At 68.5% G+C, this 16,946-nt stretch carries 14 protein-coding genes; 7 read left to right on the plus strand and 7 right to left on the minus strand.

Features of this window, described 5'->3' with window-relative positions; translation table 11 throughout:
• Positions 1 to 92 precede the first annotated feature (92 nt).
• Positions 93 to 857: an alpha/beta fold hydrolase gene (locus ADL12_RS01810; protein ID WP_062697688.1), complete on the plus strand. Its 765-nt coding sequence runs from the start codon at positions 93 to 95 to the stop codon at positions 855 to 857.
• Positions 858 to 1,089: 232 nt separating this feature from the next.
• On the opposite strand, the gene ADL12_RS01815 is transcribed toward ADL12_RS01810, so the two are convergent.
• The 3 genes from ADL12_RS01815 to ADL12_RS01825 form a co-directional block, all read right to left on the minus strand.
• Entirely contained in the window at positions 1,090 to 1,497 is a 408-nt protein-coding gene (locus tag ADL12_RS01815; RefSeq protein ID WP_062697690.1) for a hypothetical protein, read from the minus strand.
• Positions 1,494 to 3,965, minus strand: coding sequence for an AAA family ATPase (locus tag ADL12_RS01820; protein ID WP_062697692.1), 2,472 nt, complete (start codon positions 3,963 to 3,965; stop codon positions 1,494 to 1,496). Before ADL12_RS01820 ends, ADL12_RS01815 begins: the two co-directional genes overlap by 4 nt.
• A gap of 167 nt (positions 3,966 to 4,132) precedes the next feature.
• Positions 4,133 to 4,570: an ATP-binding protein gene (locus tag ADL12_RS01825; RefSeq protein ID WP_425265057.1), complete on the minus strand. Its 438-nt coding sequence runs from the start codon at positions 4,568 to 4,570 to the stop codon at positions 4,133 to 4,135.
• A 263-nt stretch (positions 4,571 to 4,833) separates the two neighbouring features.
• Between ADL12_RS01825 and ADL12_RS01830 the strand changes: the two genes are divergently transcribed.
• The 6 genes from ADL12_RS01830 (at position 4,834) to ADL12_RS01855 (ending at position 8,469) form a co-directional block, all read left to right on the plus strand.
• Positions 4,834 to 5,751: a helix-turn-helix domain-containing protein gene (locus tag ADL12_RS01830; protein ID WP_062697697.1), complete on the plus strand. Its 918-nt coding sequence runs from the start codon at positions 4,834 to 4,836 to the stop codon at positions 5,749 to 5,751.
• Entirely contained in the window at positions 5,711 to 5,845 is a 135-nt protein-coding gene (locus tag ADL12_RS55950) for a DUF397 domain-containing protein (protein WP_244187732.1), read from the plus strand. The genes ADL12_RS01830 and ADL12_RS55950 overlap by 41 nt, the downstream gene beginning before the upstream one ends.
• Before the next feature lie 282 nt (positions 5,846 to 6,127).
• Positions 6,128 to 7,015, plus strand: coding sequence for a hypothetical protein (locus ADL12_RS01840; protein WP_208614451.1), 888 nt, complete (start codon positions 6,128 to 6,130; stop codon positions 7,013 to 7,015).
• 7 nt (positions 7,016 to 7,022) lie between these two features.
• Positions 7,023 to 7,697: a DUF433 domain-containing protein gene (locus ADL12_RS01845; protein WP_062697701.1), complete on the plus strand. Its 675-nt coding sequence runs from the start codon at positions 7,023 to 7,025 to the stop codon at positions 7,695 to 7,697.
• A gap of 68 nt (positions 7,698 to 7,765) precedes the next feature.
• Positions 7,766 to 8,137 (plus strand): hypothetical protein, encoded by a 372-nt coding sequence (locus tag ADL12_RS01850; protein ID WP_062697703.1) that lies wholly within the window; start codon positions 7,766 to 7,768, stop codon positions 8,135 to 8,137.
• A complete protein-coding gene (locus tag ADL12_RS01855; RefSeq protein WP_062697705.1) occupies positions 8,131 to 8,469 on the plus strand; it encodes a type II toxin-antitoxin system PemK/MazF family toxin in 339 nt (112 codons plus the stop codon). The genes ADL12_RS01850 and ADL12_RS01855 overlap by 7 nt, the downstream gene beginning before the upstream one ends.
• Positions 8,470 to 8,511: 42 nt before the next feature.
• Here ADL12_RS01855 and ADL12_RS01860 read toward each other — a convergent pair whose 3' ends face one another.
• The 4 genes from ADL12_RS01860 to ADL12_RS01870 are packed head-to-tail and all read right to left on the minus strand — an operon-like array spanning position 8,512 to position 16,695.
• On the minus strand, positions 8,512 to 11,772 hold the full coding sequence (locus ADL12_RS01860) for a type I restriction endonuclease subunit R (protein ID WP_062697708.1): 3,261 nt from the start codon (positions 11,770 to 11,772) through the stop codon (positions 8,512 to 8,514).
• Positions 11,769 to 12,908 carry a restriction endonuclease subunit S domain-containing protein gene (locus tag ADL12_RS53665; protein WP_159053051.1) on the minus strand — a complete coding sequence of 380 codons (1,140 nt, stop codon included), beginning with the start codon at positions 12,906 to 12,908 and terminating at the stop codon, positions 11,769 to 11,771. Before ADL12_RS53665 ends, ADL12_RS01860 begins: the two co-directional genes overlap by 4 nt.
• Positions 12,901 to 14,541, minus strand: a complete 1,641-nt coding sequence (locus ADL12_RS01865) for a class I SAM-dependent DNA methyltransferase (RefSeq protein WP_062697710.1) — start codon at positions 14,539 to 14,541, stop codon at positions 12,901 to 12,903. The genes ADL12_RS53665 and ADL12_RS01865 overlap by 8 nt, the downstream gene beginning before the upstream one ends.
• Before the next feature lie 45 nt (positions 14,542 to 14,586).
• Entirely contained in the window at positions 14,587 to 16,695 is a 2,109-nt protein-coding gene (locus tag ADL12_RS01870; RefSeq protein WP_208614452.1) for a hypothetical protein, read from the minus strand.
• Between the last annotated feature and the right edge of the window lie 251 nt (positions 16,696 to 16,946).

A 16,946-nucleotide genomic window follows, 5' to 3' on the forward strand; every position in this document is an offset into this window, starting at 1 on the left:
TGTGACCGGCATGGTTCGCCGGGCTGATGGGCGGGGAAGTGGCGGTGCTAATCGGGAGGTGTTTCGAGCAGCCGCTGCGTAGGGTCTGCCGGATGACGCTCTCTCATGATGTGGCCGGAGACGGTCCGGTGCTGGTGCTGTTGCATTCCGGGGTGTGTGACCGGCGGATGTGGGATGCCCAGTGGCCGGCCTTGATCGACGCCGGTTACCGGCTGGTGCGCTGTGATCTTCGGGGCTTCGGTGAGACTCCGGCGCCGGACCGGCCTCACAGCGACGCCGAGGATGTGCTGGCCCTCCTGGACAGTCTGGGCATCGCGCAGGCGGCACTGGTGGGATCCTCGTACGGCGGGCAGGTCGCCTTGGAGATCGCCGCGCGCTGGCCGGATCGGGTGAGCGCCATTGGGTTGATCTGTTCCGCCCTGCCCGGTCATGAACCTTCTGCCGAACTGAGAGCGCTCGGGGAGCGCGAGGAAGCGCTGATCGAGGCGGGGGACATCGTCGGCGCGACGGAACTGATGGTCGAAACCTGGCTCGGCCCGGACGCCGACGAGACCGCCCGCGAGGCGGTACGCCAGATGCAGCGGCACGCCTTCGAGCTGCAGCTGGCCGCCGCTGAGGAGTTCGAGCCAGTCGAGGCCGTGGTTGATCTGGCGGCAATTCAAGCGCCCTGCCTTGTCCTGTCGGGCGCGCATGATCTGGCGGACTTCCGACAGATCGCTGCCCGACTGCCGCATCTGCTCGCGAACGCCGACCACGTCGAACTGCCATGGGCAGGTCACCTTCCCAGCCTGGAGCGGCCATCGGCCGTTACCGATCTGCTGATCGGCTTTCTCAAGGAGAGAGTCCCTGTCGGTTGAGCCTGCTCGCGGCCCGTCCTGTCATGCGGTGTTGAGGAGGGGGCGTCCGCCCCAGCGGATGCCTTTCACCGAGGTTCTCGGGGACGCCGGTACAGGGTTCGATTGGACGTACGGGCCGTCGTGGTGCCGCTCCTCTTTCTGGTCTTTGTGGGCGGTCGCGATAACCGTCCTCGTGGTGTCGTTCTCACGCGTGTCTCCTCCCCGGCAGCGCCTCTCCTGGCGCCGATGCGGATCAGAGGGCCAACAGGGCGACGATCGCCGCAACTTCGGTACGCCACACGCGGACCTGGTCCTCCGTCGGACCGATCTCGTACTGGTGGTAGTGGCATCCCAGGCAGAGCTGGCTCCACACGGCCTTCGCGCGGCGGGCTGTTCCTGCTTCGGCGCAACCGCGGAGCCAGAGGAACGCGGCCCGCTGGGTGCCCTCCCGGATCGCGCGCGGCGCCCGGTGGGCGGTGAGGCGGTCAGCGACCGCGCTCTCCAGCGCGACACGGAGGGCGAAGGCGGCACCTCGGCACCGGCTCGCCGTGGCGGCAGCGGACGCGGCGGGTACGGTCGTGGCGGCGGGCGTGGCGGGCTCGCCGGTGTCCGTGAGGAGCAGGTCGGCGGTGTCGAGCAGCTGGCGAATCGTCTGGTTCACGGCCTCTCCTCGGGCTTGCGTACCGTCAGGGCGACGGCCTTGATGTCGTCCACGAACCGGTGGGGGTCCGGCATCGAGGTGCCCGACGGGTGGGCACCCTCCTGGCACTGCCGGATGAGGTCCACCGCCCCGGGTCCGCACCGCCTGCGCAGCTCGGGGTAGACGTCACCCGCCCTCTTCGACGGGTCTCCGAAGAGCCCCAGGGCGGCGATGTCCATCAGCGTGACGGCCCCCGCGACGGTCTTCTCCGCCTCGTGTTCGGCCATCCCCGCCCGGTGCAGCCGCAGCCACGCGGCCTCGGAGAAGGCGCGTTCGAGGACGGTGCGGCAGAGGCTGGGCAGTACATGGGTCATCGCGACCGGCGGGAGGTTCCGCGTGCGGGCGAGGGCGCGTGCGTCGGCCAGGGCCTGGCAGACCGGATCGGTCACCCGCCGCACGCTCACCGCGGACCGGCCCTGCCGCTCCACCTCCAGTACGGTCACCGGGAGTTCCTGGTTGGTGAAGGCCCGCTGGAGCCGCGTGTCGTGGGTGAAGACCACGACCTGCCGGGTCTCCCCGAGGTCGTGCAGCACCTTCGCGAGGCCGTGGACCTTGGCGGGATCCATGGACTGCACTGGGTCGTCGATGACGACGAATCCGAAGGGGCTGTCCGGCGCGGCGGCGCGCGGCAGGAAGAGCGAGAGCGCGAGGGAGTGCAGTTCGCCCTGGCTCATGACGCCGAGGGCCGCGGCCTCCGTGCCGTCGACGGACACGTCCATCACCAGCTTGCGCACGGTGGCCTTCTCGCTGCCGGTGAGACGTACGGAACGCAGGTCCACGTTGCTCTGCTGGCGCAGTTCCTCCCAGATCCGCTGCGAGTGGTCCTCGAACGGCCGCAGCCGCTCCTCGCGCAGCTCGGCACACGCCTCCTTGAGCCACTTACGGGCCGCCCTGACCTGGCGCAGCCGGGGCCTGCCGGCGTACGCGGGCCGGGCCCGGTCGAGCCAGCCCGCGAGGCGGGTGACACAGGAGCGCCATTCCTCGTCCAGCTTCTCCAGCTCCCGCAGCGCCTCCTCGCGCAGCGCGGCGCAGGCGTCGGCGAGGACGAGCGCGGCGGTCTCGGCGCGGGCGGCGAGCCGCTCGGCGTCGTCGATCGCCCGGCACGCCTGCCACTCCTCCCAGGGGTCCACGAGCGGGGCGGGCAGCCACGCGGGGACCGACGCGACGAGGTAGCGGACGGCGTCCACCGCTCCCCGCAGTCCGGTGCGGGCCTCCCTCGCAGTCGCGGCCTCCCGCCGCAGGCTCGCCACCTGCTCAGCGGCCCGCTCGGCCCACGCCTCGTCGAGCGCCCGCTCGGACCCGCACACCGGGCAGGTGCCCTCGTCCTGGTGCCGGCGGCTGTGCTCCAGGGCCTTGGCCAGCAGTTCCGCGCGCTGGTGGGCGTCCTCGGCGCCCGAGGCGCGTACATCGTCGAGTACGGCGACGGCCTCGCGCAGCCGGTCCACAGCCGCACCGACCGCGCCGAGGTCGGGTCCGGTCAGCACGGCGGTCGTGCGCAGTTCCCGGAGACGGCCCTCGTCCGCGTCGGGCAGCGCGGTGACGAGGGCGTCGAGCTCGACGAAGTCGGGGTCGCCCGCCCCGCCGACGACCGCGAGCGCGCGTACCGCCCGGGGGTCGTCCAGTGCGGACAACACCTCGACGAGTGCGGGCCGCTCCGCCTGCGCCTGCTTCAGCGCGGAGTCGAGCGCCTTCTCGATGCCCTGGAGCCGCTCGTCCGCGGCGGTCAGCTCGCCGAGTCCGAGGATGGCGGCGACCGAGTCGTACTGCTCGCTGGGCTTGCCGCTGAGGACCTTGTCGAGATCCGCGTACGACAGGAAGGGGCTGTAGTCGTTCAGGGCCCGCTCCCACCCGATGCCGGCGAAGGGCCGACGGCCGTGGCCCGGCCGCCTGAACTCGACCTCGGGGGCGGTGACGTCGTCGCCGGGCCAGGTGCACGTCAGAGTGGACAGCCGGGGGTCGCCCGCGACGGCGAGGCGGACCTCGACCTTCGGTTCGGCCCCGTCGTGCAGGTTGCGCCAGTGCCGGCGCCACACCTCGCCCCGCTGCTTGTCCAGGCGGGCGGTCCGACCCGTGAGCGCCGTCTCGGCGCCCTCGGCGAAGCTGGACTTCCCCGAGCCGTTGCGCCCCACGACGAGGGTGACGCCGGGCTTCGCGGTCAGCGGCAGACGCGCCTTGCGGCCGATGCCGCGAAAGCCGTTGACGCTGATGGAGTCGAGGAAGACCGGCTGGTCCGGATGCGGAACGGCGGGGGCGCCGGAGTCCGTCGCCGTGGCGCCCAGTGCCTCGCGCAGGAGTTCCCGGGGCGCCTCGGCGAGCGCCGATCTTTCGAGGCGGGCAGTCAGGCGGGAGAGCGTCGAGGAGGTGCCTCGGCGATGATCGACCTGCTGGTCAGATGCGTTCGGCTCGCTCTGTGCGGGATGTTCCGTCATGGCGCTCTCCGCCCTCCGTGGTCGGTTCGGGGGCCAGGCCTGTGCGGCGAGCGAGAGGCGTGGGCCTCTCGCTTTGCGCGAGCCCGGTGTGACGGAACAGACGCTAGAGGCGGAGAAGTTGCTCAACCCATGTTCTCAGCGGTAACCCGGGTTATCGCAACTTGCTTCTAACGAACACCAGTTGAAGGAGCGACAGGAACTTCCGCCCACACCGTCTTGCCCAGCGGGTGACGCGGCGCCGAACCCCAGCGCGCGGCCAGGGCGTCCACCAGGAGCAGCCCTCGGCCTGACTCGCCCTCAGGGGCCGACGGAGGCAGGGTCGCCGGGGGCCGATTCGCGGAGGCCGCGTCCGCGACCTCGACGCGGACCAGGCCCGCCGCCACGTCGAGAGCGAGCCGGAGGCCGAAGTCCCGTCCGGGTACGCGGCCGTGCCGCACGGCGTTCGCGGCGAATTCGGCGACAACAAGGGCGACCGCGCACGACGCGTCCGACGCCGTCGGATATCCCCACTCCTCCATGTGCCGTACGGCGAGTTGCCGGGCCTGTCGCGCACCGCGGGGCGAGGAGGCGAACTGTGCAGCAAGGGGCGGCGGTTCGCTCTGCACGTCGGTGAGGGCATCCCCTTCCGACGTGAGGAGCGCGGCACCACGCCCCGGCTCGTCCGCCGGGACGGTCGTTTCTGTCAGCACGGCGTGTTCCGTCCTTGTCTGTCGAGCAGGGAGATGTCGCGCTATGTGCGCGAGTCATCACGTTCCGCACTCAAGATTCGTCCGACCGCCCTACGCTCAACAGGTGACGCAGCCTTACTTTTGAGCCCGTAAGGAACGGAAGTGACGCTTTGGCCAACGGAATTGACCCCAGCTCGTCGATGGCCGCGCTGTTCGGCGCGCGGGTGCGCAGGCTCCGCCTCGCGGCCGGACTGACCCAGACCGGACTCGGTGACAAGGTCCACGTGGTGGGTACGCGGATCACGCAGATCGAGCGGGCGTCCGGAGCGAAGCCGACGCTGGATCTGGCGCGGGCGCTGGACGTGGCGCTCGGTGCGGACGATCTGCTGGTGGAGCTCTGGCCGTACGTGTACCGGGAGGCGTTTCCGGACTGGTCGCGGAAGTTCATGGAGTACTCGGAGCGGGCGGTGGTCATCCGTGAGTACGCGGCTCACGTGGTGCCGGGCCTGTTGCAGACCAAGCAGTACGCGAGAGCCGTTCTGAGCGTCGGCCTGACGCTCAGCAGTGACGAGCAGTTGGAAGAACGACTCGCCGTCCGCATGACACGGCAGGAACGGCTCGGTTCGCCCGACCGGCCGGACTTGTGGGTGGTACTCGACGAAGCTGTTCTCAGGCGTCCGATCGGCGGGTGCGACGTGATGCGCGCGCAGTTGGAGCTGCTGCTCTATGTGGCGGCGGAGCACGACATCACTGTCCAGGTGCTCCCGTTCGACCAGGGCGAGCACGACGCGATGGGCGGTTCCCTGACGGTGCTGACACTGCCGGACGGCTCTGAAGTCGCCTACACAGAGGGTGCGCACTACGGCCAACTCATTGAGGATCCAGCCGAAGTCAGCCGCTTCACGGTGACCTACGATCGGCTACGGGCGAATGCCCTGCCCCCGCTCATGTCGCTCGACATGATCCGATCCGTGATGGAGGGCTACAACCGTGGAGCGAATGTCCCGTCCCGATCTGAGCGCCGCCGTGTGGCGCAAGAGCAGCTACAGCAATCAGGAGGGCGGCAACTGCGTGGAGGTGGCCGACGGACTCCAGGAGGCCGTCGTCCCCGTCCGTGACAGCAAGGTCCCGTACGGTCCGGCGCTGTGCTTCGAGGCCGCCTCCTGGGCCGCCTTCATAGGCGAGTTGAAGGCCGGCGGCCACCGTCACTGAGTCCGCCGGGCTCTGGTCGCCGTCCACGCCCCGGGCTCACCGGCCCCCTGTCCGCGAGGGCCCGGCAGGCCGCTGACCTCCCCAAAGAACCGGGGGAAAGAACTACCCGCCCACCCACCCTCCCCGGCCACACGGCTCGCGTCACCCGTCCGAGTGACCGGCTTGCAGGCGTGGGACGCGGGCGGTTACGTTCGCCGCGACAACCGCAAACAGATACGGCCCCCGGCCGGGACTGGCATCCCGAACGAGGGCCTGACCGATCGAGAAGGAACAGACTTCCCGATGGCTGACCCGCAGTCTAACGCGCCCTCGCGCGCCGACGCCGGAGCTCCGACCTCCGGCGTGATCCACGTCCGCACCCGGCTGACGGCCGACTTCACGGTGATCTCCAACGCCCTCGCGCAACGGCGCGGCAGCGCGGTCACGGTCGGCGTCGCGGCCTACATCCTCTCCCTGCCCGACGGCTCCCCCGTGACCATCACAGCCCTGTGCGAGCACTTCAGCGAGGGCGAGATCCTCATCTCGCGGGCGCTCAGGGAGCTCGAAGAGGCCGGGTACCTGGAGCGTCGGCGCGAGCGGACACCCACCGGGCAGGTCCGTACCCGGACGTACCTCTACGATGTCCCCGGCGGCGAGCCCGATCCGGACGGCCCGCCCGAGTCTCCCCAACCGCGGCGACCCCGGAAGCGACCCGGCACTGCGGCTGTCACGCCCCGGTCGGCGGCCGTACCGGAAACGGCGCAGGCGTCGTCCCCCCATGCCGAGGCGGAGACGCCGATCCCGCTCGCCGACGCCGACCCCAAGGCCATCGCCGTACTCACCGCCCTGCGCCGGATCGACCCCCGCCTCGTCCTCTCCGAGCAGGAAGCCGCCCGCCTCGCCCCGGCCGTCGCCCGGTGGCTCGCGGCGGGCCTTCTGCCCACACGCATCACGGACCACCTCACCGCACGGCTCCCGGACCACCTCCTGACCCGACCGGCCGGCATCCTCGCCTACCGGCTCAAGGAGACTCCTCTGGCCACACCGACAAGAAGCGCAGAACATCCAGCAGATCCGGCCGTCATGCCCATGCGCAACTGCGACGGTTGCGACCGGGGATTCCGCTCGGCGGAACCCGGCCGCTGCCGGGACTGCCGACGGCGCGGGCAGCGCCTCTCCGACGCCGCCTGAGCCGGACATGGTCGACAGGTTCAAGGACGGGCTTCTGACGCCCACGGAAACGGCCTCCTACCTTGAGATTCCGCACTCGGCCCTCACCTCGTGGCTGAAGGGCAAGGCCGCCGGAGCGCCACTCGTCCACCAGGTCGAGCCGGTTCGGAAGGGACAGCCCTCGGTACCGTTCATCGCGGTGGCCGAGGCACACGTTCTGCGTTCTCTGCGTTCCCTGGGGCTCCGCATGAACGAGATCAGGGAGGCGGCAGCCGCCGTACGGGAAGCTTTCGACACCCCCTACGGTCTCGTGTCCCAGCGGATCGCCACGGACGGCGTGGACATCTTCATCGAGCACGGTTGGGGAGATCTCCGCAGAGCCCACGACGGCCAGGTCCCCATCAAGGAAGTGGTCTCCGACTATCTGCGCTACCTCACCTGGGAGCCGGGCGACGACTTCCCTTCCAGCCTGCGGCTCCGGCAGTACCCGGACTCTGTCCCCGTCGTGATCGACCCGAGGTTCGGTCACGGTCTCCCCGTGGTGGCCACCAACCGTGTCACGGTCAAGGCCATCACGGACTTGTGGGAGGCAGGGGAGACCGTTGAGGACATCGCATACGACTACGACATGACGCCTGAGCAGGTGGACGCGCTCTGCCGGGCCGTGGTGCACCTTGCTGAGTCAATGACTCAGGGCGCTTGACCAGCAGGGACACGAGCATGACACTGGTTGTACGACATCTGTCATACACGAGGGGGAGGGAGGCAGGAATGGTCCCGAAGACCGAACAGAAGAGCCGCACCTCAGCTGCCACGGCCAAGACCAAGAGGCGCACCTCGACCGCGGCCCGGACTTCACAGGCGCGCCAGAAGCAGGGCGGCAGCGGTGCGACAAGCGTGGCCCAGGTGCGGCTGCGCCCGGATGAGCTGGCGGATCTGCAACAAGTGATGCAGACCCTCAAGCTGCACTCGCTCTCCGATGCTTTGCGCGAGGGGCTTCGGCTGCTCTCTCGTGAAGCAACCGAGGTTGCCGCTTCTCAGGAGATCCGCGACTTCTACCGGGGCGACCAGGCTCCGACGCCCGAAGGCGTTCTGCCCGCGACCGCGGATGAGCTGGCGGCAGCGGACGAGACCGAATGGTGAAGGTCGGCTCGGCGCTGCGGGGCGAGGTCTGGGGTTGTGCCCTGCCCAACCCCATCGGCCCGCATCCGGTGGTCGTTCTCACGGTCAATCGCGTTGCCGAACCACTGTCGGCGGTGACTGTCGTCGTAATCACCGGAACACCTGGGCCCGCCTCCACCCATGTCCCGGTCGGCCCCGACTGCGGGGTGACCAAATACGACGAGTCATATGTGAACTGCACCGACCTGCACACCGTGGACAAACCAAGGCTCCGTCGGCGTCTCGGCCTGCTCGATCCGAACGAAATGCGGCGTGTGGAAGAGCGCATTCGCGTGATCCTGGGGCTGGCGTAGCCGTCACCCGCCCCAGGGAACTGCGCCTCCGTCGCACTACGGCTACTTCGCGGCGGGCGCCCAGAGGGCGGCCACGATCTCCATCTGCTTGAGGACCAGGTCGACCGCCTCGCGCTCCTCCTCCGGCGGGTAGTCGAACATCGCCAGCACGCGGCGGATGCGGGTACGGAGCTTCGCTCGGACGGGTTCGCGGGAGAGCCAGTCGACGGAGAGGTTCTTCTGGATGTCCTTGACGAGAGCACGGGCGATCTTGGCGAGCGTGTCGTCGCCGCCCTCCATCGCCTCGGCCATGTCGCGGTGTGCGACGGCGTCGTAGAAGGCCAGCTCGGCATGGGTCAACGGCGGGTCGAACCGCTCGCCACGGCGGGCCTCCGCGGACACCTCCCGTGCCAGGGCGGCGAGTTCGGCGATGACCTGGGCGCTGGTGAGCTGCTGGAGCATGTAACGCCTCATCAGGTCGTTCAGACGCTCGGTGAAGCTCTCGTTGCGGACGACGTTGTGCTTGGTCACCTCGCGCATCTTCTGCTGGATCATGCGGCGCAGCGCCTCGGTGACCAGGTGCGGGGTCTCGGAGTTCTCCAGCTTGCGCAGCTGCGCCTCGTTGAGGCGGGTGATGTCCAGCCGGCCGATACCGGCCTCCGCGTACAGGTCGGTGATCTCGTCGGCGTCGACGACCGAGGCCGCGAGGGCTTGCAGATAGCGCTGGACCTCGGCGCTGAGCGGCTCTCCGTTCGCCTCGCGCTGGGCGGCGTCGAGCTTGATCATCCAAGCCCTGACCTCGCTGAAGAACGAGATGTCACGACGCCAGTCGTCCAGGTCCTCGCAGCGCTCGGCGATCTCCTTGCTCATCGCACAGACACGGTAGAAACGGTCCAGCCGGGCAGCGCTGTCCTTGAAGCGGACGGAGAGCGGCTTGGCGGGAGGCTCGACCTTGTTGCCCGGGTTCTTCGGGTCACGCAGGAAGTCGGCGGTCAGGCGGAGGGCTCGCTTGCGGGTGTCGGGGCGGCCGGTGTCAGCCAGCCACTCCTTCCAACGACTCCCGGCCAGCAGCCCCTTGATGGTGGCCAGCTCGTTCTTGACCTCGGTGACGGCCCGTTCGATGTCCGCGCCGAGGGTCTGGTCCTTGCGGTCCTGGTCCGAGTACTCGCGCAGGGCCTTGGTGAGATTGTCGGTGAGAGGCGCGTAGCCGACGAGCAGGCCGTCCTGCTTGCCGCGGAAACGGCGGTTGACGCGGGCGAGCGCCTGCATCAGGTTGGCGCCCTGCATCGGGCGGTCCATGTACAGGGTGTGGATGGGCGGGGCGTCGTAGCCGGTGAGCAGCATCGAGTGGACGATGAGCAGTTCAAGCTCGTCGTCGGCCTTCTTGGCTCGCTTCTGCACGACCTTCTGCTGGGACTTGCGCAGCGAGTGCTTGCGCATGTGCTCGGGGTCGGAGCGGTCGCCATGGAAGACGATCTTCATGACGCCCTTATCAACCTGGTCACTGACCCAGCCGGGCCGCCGCTCGGCCAGCGCGTCGAAGACCCGTACGCAGATCTCGCGGGTCGCGCACACGACCATCGCTTTGCCGGGGGCGCCGATGTCGGGCTTGACCAGCTCGCGGCGCTGCTCCCAGTGGGCGATCAGGTCGTCGGCGAGCTTCGCTATGCGGTCCTCGGCGCCGTAGACCGTGTTCATCGTCGTGGCGTACTGGATGGCGCGGCGGCGCTCGGCGTCGTCCATGCCCTCGGTGAGGGTGTTGGCCTGCTCGTCGAGCTTGTTCGGGTCGACGCCCTTGGGCAGGTCTACCTTGATGACACGCGGCTCGTGGAAGACGCGGACCGTGGCCCCGTCGTCTACGGCGCGCTTCAGGTCGTAGATGTCGATGTACTCGCCGAAGACGGCACGGGTGTCGGCCTCGGCCTTCGAGATCGGCGTACCAGTGAAGGCGAGCAAGGTGGCGTACGGCAGGGCGTCACGCAGGTGACGGGCGTAGCCGTCGAGGCTGTCGTAGTGCGAGCGGTGGGCCTCGTCGACGATCACCAGGATGTTGCGGCGCTCGGAGAGGAGGGGGTGCGACTTGCCGGCGTCCTTCTCCTCCTTGCTCAGGCCGAACTTCTGGAGGGTGGTGAAGACGATCCCGCCGACGTTGCGTCGGGTCAGCTCGGTGCGCAGCTCCTCGCGCGTGTCGATCTGGTGGGCCTTCTGCCCGAGCAGGGTCTCGCTGTCGAGGAAGGTGTCGTAGAGCTGGTCGTCGAGGTCGTTTCGGTCGGTGATGACGACGATGGTGGGGTTGTTGAGGGCCGGGTGACGGGCGACTAGCGCCGCCGTCTCCACCATCTCCTCCGACTTGCCCGCGCCCTGCGTGTGCCAGACGACGCCGGCCTGGCCGTTCGTCCGCGACGCCTCGACGACGGCGTCCACGGCCTTGTTCACCGCGAAGTACTGGTGCGGTTTCGCGATGCGCTTGCCGGAGAGGGGCTCGCCCGGCTTGGGCGGGGGGAAGTTGACGAAGTTGCGGGTGAGGGAGAGGAACCGGTCCTGCGTGAACAGGCCGTGCAGGGCCAGGTTCAGCGCGTCGAGGCCGTCGTAGCCGGGCTCGTTGGTGTCGACGCGTTCGCCGTCGTGGTCGACGTTCCAGGGCGCGAAGTGCTCGTACGGCGTGAACGCTGTGCCGTACTTGGCGGTTATGCCGTCGGAGACCAGGCAGAGGACGTTGTAGCGGAGAGCGATCGGGAACTCCGAGACGTACGTCTGGAGTTGGGCGTGCGCCGACTTGAGGGTGGCATTCTCGTCGGAGGCGCTTTTGAGTTCGACGACGGCGAAGGGGAGGCCGTTGACGTACAGGACGATGTCGAAGCGGCGGTGGCTGCCGTCGGTGTCCCTGACCGTGACCTGGTTGACGGCCAGGTAGCTGTTCGCGTCGGGGTCCGTGAAGTCGACGAGGCGGACGGTCGGGGTCTGCTCGGCTCCGAACTCGTCGGTGTAGGTGAGGCGGATGCCGGTGGTCAGGTGCTCGTGAGCCTGCTTGTTCTCCGGGTATGCCTCGCGGGAGGCGGGGTCGGTGGCGATACGGAGGGCTTCGTGGACGGCGGTGGAGGTCAGCTCCGGGTTCAGCTTCTCGATGGCGAGTTGGAGCTCGTCGTGGAGGATCAGGTCGTCCCAGTCGCGGCGGTGGCCGGTGCCGGGGGCGAGGTCTTTGCCGGGCTTGGTTTCCCAGGCGAGCTCGCCGAGTTCGTCCAGGGCTAGGTGCTCCCAGGTGGACTCGGTCATTTTGGCGTCGAGGTGGGCGGGGGTGCGCTCGCTGCCGCTTTCGGTGGTCATACGGCGTCCTCCACGATCTTCTCGGCGTCTCGGACTCGGAGCTTGCCGGACATTAGTTGAGGGAGGAGGGTGTCGCGGAGGGTGGCGAGTTGTCGGGACTCGTACTGCGACTGTGTCGACCGCAACATAAGCGGTTTTACCCTATTGGACAATTCGAGAGCTGCCGCCTGATTCGGGAGCCTAACCAAATGGTTGTGCGCAGCGTCACGATTCAATCCCGGAACAGCCGAATCCCCCACGAGGCCCGACAATCTTGCCGCTTCCAGCATCAGGTAGGCAACTTCAGGAGTGAGGTATTCACAGGAGATGTCCACAAAGAAAGCCGTGTCGATTACCCAACATGACTGAGACGACCACGAGACCCACCCAGCGTTCGCCCCCTTGCGTCCGACCACGGGCCCCGCTTGCGCCGTGAGTCCCAGATCGTGCCAACCAACTTGCCCGGTACATCCGAATACGGGGATAGGGCCAGGTCGACGGTCGGGCTCCCGGAGAGCTTTTCCGTATTTGAGTGTAACGACCTTCCCGAGCTCTACTTCCTCCCCAGCACCACAGGCGGCCTCCTCATACAAGCTTCGCGCCAGCGCAAGGCACGACTGTGCGATACGTTCATTAACCACGACCTTGGCTTCCATCACCTCTAGCAAGTCCACCAGGGCTGCACGATCGGGAGTTAGCGAAGGAACAGGGTATGCCAGAAAATCCTCTCGCGAAAGAGAAAGATTCGTTGTGCCATTCGAATGCGAATGGCAATACTTCCTATACTGAGGAGTTCGCAGCAGCCAGTAGATATAGCTCTGCCTGATCTCCATCTTGTCGAAAATAAGCTTAACTGTGTCCTGGGTGACTCGGCCTACCTGCACACTCGACGGAACTCGGGCGACTGCCCCTAGCAGATCAGCCGACTGCGTCACGTCTTTGAGGGACACATACATATCCCCCGGCCTGAGCAAAAGCTTGTTCGGGGAGTCTCCTCCATATGTTTTAAGCGCGTCTGATCGAAACCCTCCGTTCCGTTGGATTGAAGCAAGACCAAGAAGCACAGGACCTGAATCTCCCAGCAGGCTGCTCTTGTAGGTCGTGCCACGCTGCAGGGACAAGAAGTCCCCTAGCCGCGCTTCAGCGTTCTCAGCCACCGATCCTCCCCAACTGCTCCCGCACAACCGCATCCAACTTGGCCGACTCGTCCAGCTGCTCGAACAGTTCCTTCGTCATTCGAGCGATCCGCTCTCCCACAGGCTCCGCGTCCGGGTCTTCCTCGGCCTCCGCCGCCCCCACGTACCGCCCCGGGGTCAGCACATAGTCGTGCTTCTCGATCTCCTCCAGCGTCGCGCTGTAGCAGTAGCCCGGAACGTCCTCGTACGAAAGGCTCTTGTCTTTCGCCGACTTCGTGCCCCGCCACGCGTGATACGTGTCGGAGATCTTCTCCAGGTCCTCCTCCGTGAGGACGCGCTCCGTGCGGTCGACCATCGTGCCCATCGCACGCGCGTCGATGAACAGCACCCGGCTCCGCCGGTCCTCCAGCGCCTTCGCGCCCTGCGGGGACTTGTCCTTCGTCAGGAACCACAGGCACGCCGGGATCGCCGTCGTACGGAACAGGTTGGCCGGCAGGGCGATCATGCAGGAGACCAGGTCCGCCTCGACCATCGCAGCGCGGATCTCGCCCTCGCCAGACTGCTTGGACGACATCGAGCCGTTCGACAGGACCACGCCCGCGCTGCCCCTGTCCCCCAGCTTGGACACGATGTGCTGGAGCCACGCGTAGTTAGCGTTCGACTGGGGCGGGGTGCCGTACCGCCACCGCCTGTCGTCCGACTTCCTTGCCCAGTCGGACATGTTGAACGGCGGGTTGGCCATGACGAAGTCGGCCTTCAGGTCAGGCAACTTGTCGTCCGCGAACGTGTCCGCCCAGCGGTCGCCGACGCCCTTGGGGTCCATGCCGTGGATGGCGAGGTTCATCTTGGCCAGACGCCACGTGCGCTCGTTGGCCTCCTGGCCGTACACCGCGATGTCGTGCGTGTGGTCCTTGCCGCGCCGTCGCGCCACGAACTTGCCGCTCTGCACGAACATGCCGCCCGAGCCGCACGCCGGGTCGTACACCCGCCCCTCGTACGGCTCCAGTACCTCGACGAGCAGGCGGACCACGCTCGCCGGCGTGTAGAACTCGCCGGCCCGCTTGCCCTCGGCACGCGCGAACTTCTCCAGGAAGTACTCGTACGTCTCGCCCAGCACGTCCTGCGCCGGACGGTCGCCATGCCCCGTGAAGCGCGCGTCGCTGATCAGGTCGACGAGTTCCTTCAGGCGCTTCTGGTCGACGTTGTCGCGGTTGAAGATCTTCGGGAGGACGCCGGTGAGGGTCTTGTTGGCCTTCATCACCTCGTCCATGGCCTCGTCGAGGAGCTTGCCGACGCCGCCCTCCGCGCTGGCCGCGTTCTCGGAGATGTGGTCCCAGCGGGCGGTCGGGGGCACCCAGAAGACGTTCTTCTCCGTGTACTCGTCCTTCTCCTCAAGGAAGGCCGCCCGGCGGTGCTCGGGGATCTGGGCCAGCTCGGGGTCGGCGGCCAGTTCCTCGCGGCGTTCGGCGAAGGCGTCGGAGACGTACTTCAGGAAGACCAGGCCGAGCACGAACTCCTTGTACTGGGCGGCGTCCATGGAGCCGCGGAGCTTGTCCGCGGCCTTCCACAGGATGTCCTGGATCTCCTTGGTACTGGAGACACTGAGCAGTTCGCCCTGTCCGGCGGCTGCCGCGGCTCGCTTGCGGGGAGGCATCGTTCCTTCTTCCGACTCGTCAGTGGGTGGGTCTGGATGGGTTACTTACCGGTTGAAGGTTCGGGTTCCGCCGAGGGTGAGGGTGCCGTCGGCCAGGCCTGCGATCGTCAGGCGGCGGGCCTCGGCGAGGGCGTCGGCCTGAGCGTGCAGCAGGCGTTCCCGGCGTTCGGTCTCGGCCAGCAGGGCTTCGAAGCGCAGCACCTCGTCCGGATCGAGGTCTGGGAGCTGGTAGTCCTCGATACGGCGGGCCGGGCGTACGGCGCTGGGGCTGCGGGCGGTGCCACGGGCCGCGCCAAGCAGGGCCGCGAGGACCCGGGGGGTGAGCGGGCGGGTGGCGTCGGCGTTGACGCGGAGAATGCGGGCCGGGAACGCGACGACCGAGAAGCCGTCGTGGTCGACGTACACGCCGAGGCGAGGCGCGAGGGTGTAGACGACGTCACCGGGCTCGGTGAGCGCCGCCCGTTCGTACGCCGTCGCCAGCAGCAGGCGGTCGATGCGGCGGTCACCCACGGCTCGTTCGCCGGTGATCTCCTCGGGACCCAGGACAGTGTGGTGGCCGTCCTGGGTGAGGTGGTTCTCGTCGATACGGTGGCCGGGGAGCCTGGTCACCCTGCGTGCGATGATCAGCTTGCCGAGGGTGGTGCGCTCAGGCAGGAGGCCGACCCTGCGCATTACGGCCCCTCGGTAAGGGCCTCGCTCGTCCTCGTACGCCCGGGTGTCCGCCGTCGCGCGCTCCAGGCGGGCCTCGGCCTCGGCGATCAGGGCGGGGCGTTCGGTGACCTTGTCGGACCAGATCGCGGAGGCGGGCGGCGCAGGTGGGGTCAGGGGACCGCCGAAGGCCCGGTCCAGGTCGGCGACGGGGACCACACGGCCGTAGCGCGGGTCGTGCCCGTCGAGTCCTCGGAAGCCCTCTGCCCGCCAGAGGAGGACGTCCTCGGCGAGCCGCATGCGCACACCCGGCGTGAGCTGTTCCGAGCTGATGTCGGCCAGTAAGACCAGGCCCTCCGCCTCCCGGACGGGACCGCGTGTGAGCGTCCACAGCGCGGGACGGTAGCCGGGGCGGAAGGGCAGGACCCCGCCGGGAAGCGCGATGACCGACTCGACGATGTTCTCGCGGAGGAGGGCCGAACGGAGCTGGGCGGCCTCGGTGCTCTTCAGCTCGTCGACGAGTGCGTCGGCCGGTCCGAGGACGAGAGCCGTGCAGCCGGGGCGGAGGAGGTAGGCGACGCGTTCGAGCTCCGTCAGGGCGGTGAGTACCGAGCGGTCCTCGCCAGGGCGGTACGGGAGCTGGGTGACTACCAGGTCCGGGTCCGCGAAGCGTTCCTCCAGGTCGGGGCCGGTCTGGACGTCCAGGTCGAGTTCGCCGACGCCCGCCAGCAGGAGGCGGCGGCGGGTGATGCGGGTGAGCCGGTCGTCGGTGTCGGCGGCGAGGACGGTGACTCGGTCGCGGTCCTCCGTGTCGTCGAGGAGCGCGGCGAGCAGGTCGCCGGCGCGGGCGTGCGGGTCGGCGAGGGTGAGGGACTCGCCTCGCTCAAGGCGGATGCGGAGGTCGGTGAGCTGGGTGAGCAGGCTCCGCAGCTCCGGGGTGACCGCGTCGGCGGCGAGGGAGTCCAGCCCGAGCCGGGAGCGGGCGGCGAGCAGCCACTCGTACGCGCCGCGCTCGTCGTAGGCGGACTCGATCAGGTCCTCGGCGAGGCGGGCGAGCGGGGCCGCCGTGGCGTCGATCGCGCGAAGCTCGCGGAGTACGAAATCGTCCTCGGCGTCGATCCGTTCGGCTCGGCGCAGCAGCGCGGACCAGAGGGCCTCGTCGGCTTCGGCGTCGAGCGGGGAGGCCGGGGAGACGTTCGCGTCGTTAGCCAGTGGCCGGCCGTCGAGCCGGCGCAGGCACAGCAGGCTGCCCAGCGTCTCGACCAGCTGCCACGGCGTGAAGCGGTCCCGCAGCGCGATGATGCCGAAGAGGGCCAGCTCGGATCGGAGCTCCGCCGGGTCGGCGTTGCCCAGGCCGGAGGCGATCAGCCAGTCGGTCACCTGTGCGCCGTCGAACAGCGGCCGTCCCGAGTTCTCGGACATAGCGGCGGGGAAGTCCGGGTGGCGTCGCCGCCAGGTGGACACGACGGGGCGCTTCACCCGGGCGAAAGTTGCGATATCGGACATCGATACCAGGACGGGCAGCGGTGCTGCCGGGTCCGGCAGACCAGTGACCACGGTGCGCATCCCTCCCCCGCTCATCTATCGTCGCATCAGCCGCCTCGGCCATCAGACCGGGTCTTGTCTCACATCACGGCTCCGCTTGGGGCGGATTCTCGCCCCGACACCACAAGACGATACGCCGATCCCGGAGAGGTGGACGCGCCTTTGTTTGATAACGATGGTTATCAAATCGTGCCTGAAGTCATCGCATCAAG

This window comes from Streptomyces regalis, assembly GCF_001509475.1.
Classification (GTDB): domain Bacteria; phylum Actinomycetota; class Actinomycetes; order Streptomycetales; family Streptomycetaceae; genus Streptomyces; species Streptomyces regalis.

Coding starts and splice junctions, on each gene's coding strand:
- ADL12_RS01845 (WP_062697701.1), top strand. CDS start 7,023: ATGGTCGACAGGTTCAAGGACGGGCTTCTGACGCCCACGGAAACGGCC.
- ADL12_RS01810 (WP_062697688.1), top strand. CDS start 93: ATGACGCTCTCTCATGATGTGGCCGGAGACGGTCCGGTGCTGGTGCTG.
- ADL12_RS01850 (WP_062697703.1), top strand. CDS start 7,766: ATGGTCCCGAAGACCGAACAGAAGAGCCGCACCTCAGCTGCCACGGCC.
- ADL12_RS01855 (WP_062697705.1), top strand. CDS start 8,131: ATGGTGAAGGTCGGCTCGGCGCTGCGGGGCGAGGTCTGGGGTTGTGCC.
- ADL12_RS01870 (WP_208614452.1), bottom strand. CDS start 16,695: ATGTCCGATATCGCAACTTTCGCCCGGGTGAAGCGCCCCGTCGTGTCC.
- ADL12_RS01840 (WP_208614451.1), top strand. CDS start 6,128: ATGGCTGACCCGCAGTCTAACGCGCCCTCGCGCGCCGACGCCGGAGCT.
- ADL12_RS01865 (WP_062697710.1), bottom strand. CDS start 14,541: ATGCCTCCCCGCAAGCGAGCCGCGGCAGCCGCCGGACAGGGCGAACTG.
- ADL12_RS01860 (WP_062697708.1), bottom strand. CDS start 11,772: ATGACCACCGAAAGCGGCAGCGAGCGCACCCCCGCCCACCTCGACGCC.
- ADL12_RS01820 (WP_062697692.1), bottom strand. CDS start 3,965: ATGACGGAACATCCCGCACAGAGCGAGCCGAACGCATCTGACCAGCAG.
- ADL12_RS01830 (WP_062697697.1), top strand. CDS start 4,834: ATGGCCGCGCTGTTCGGCGCGCGGGTGCGCAGGCTCCGCCTCGCGGCC.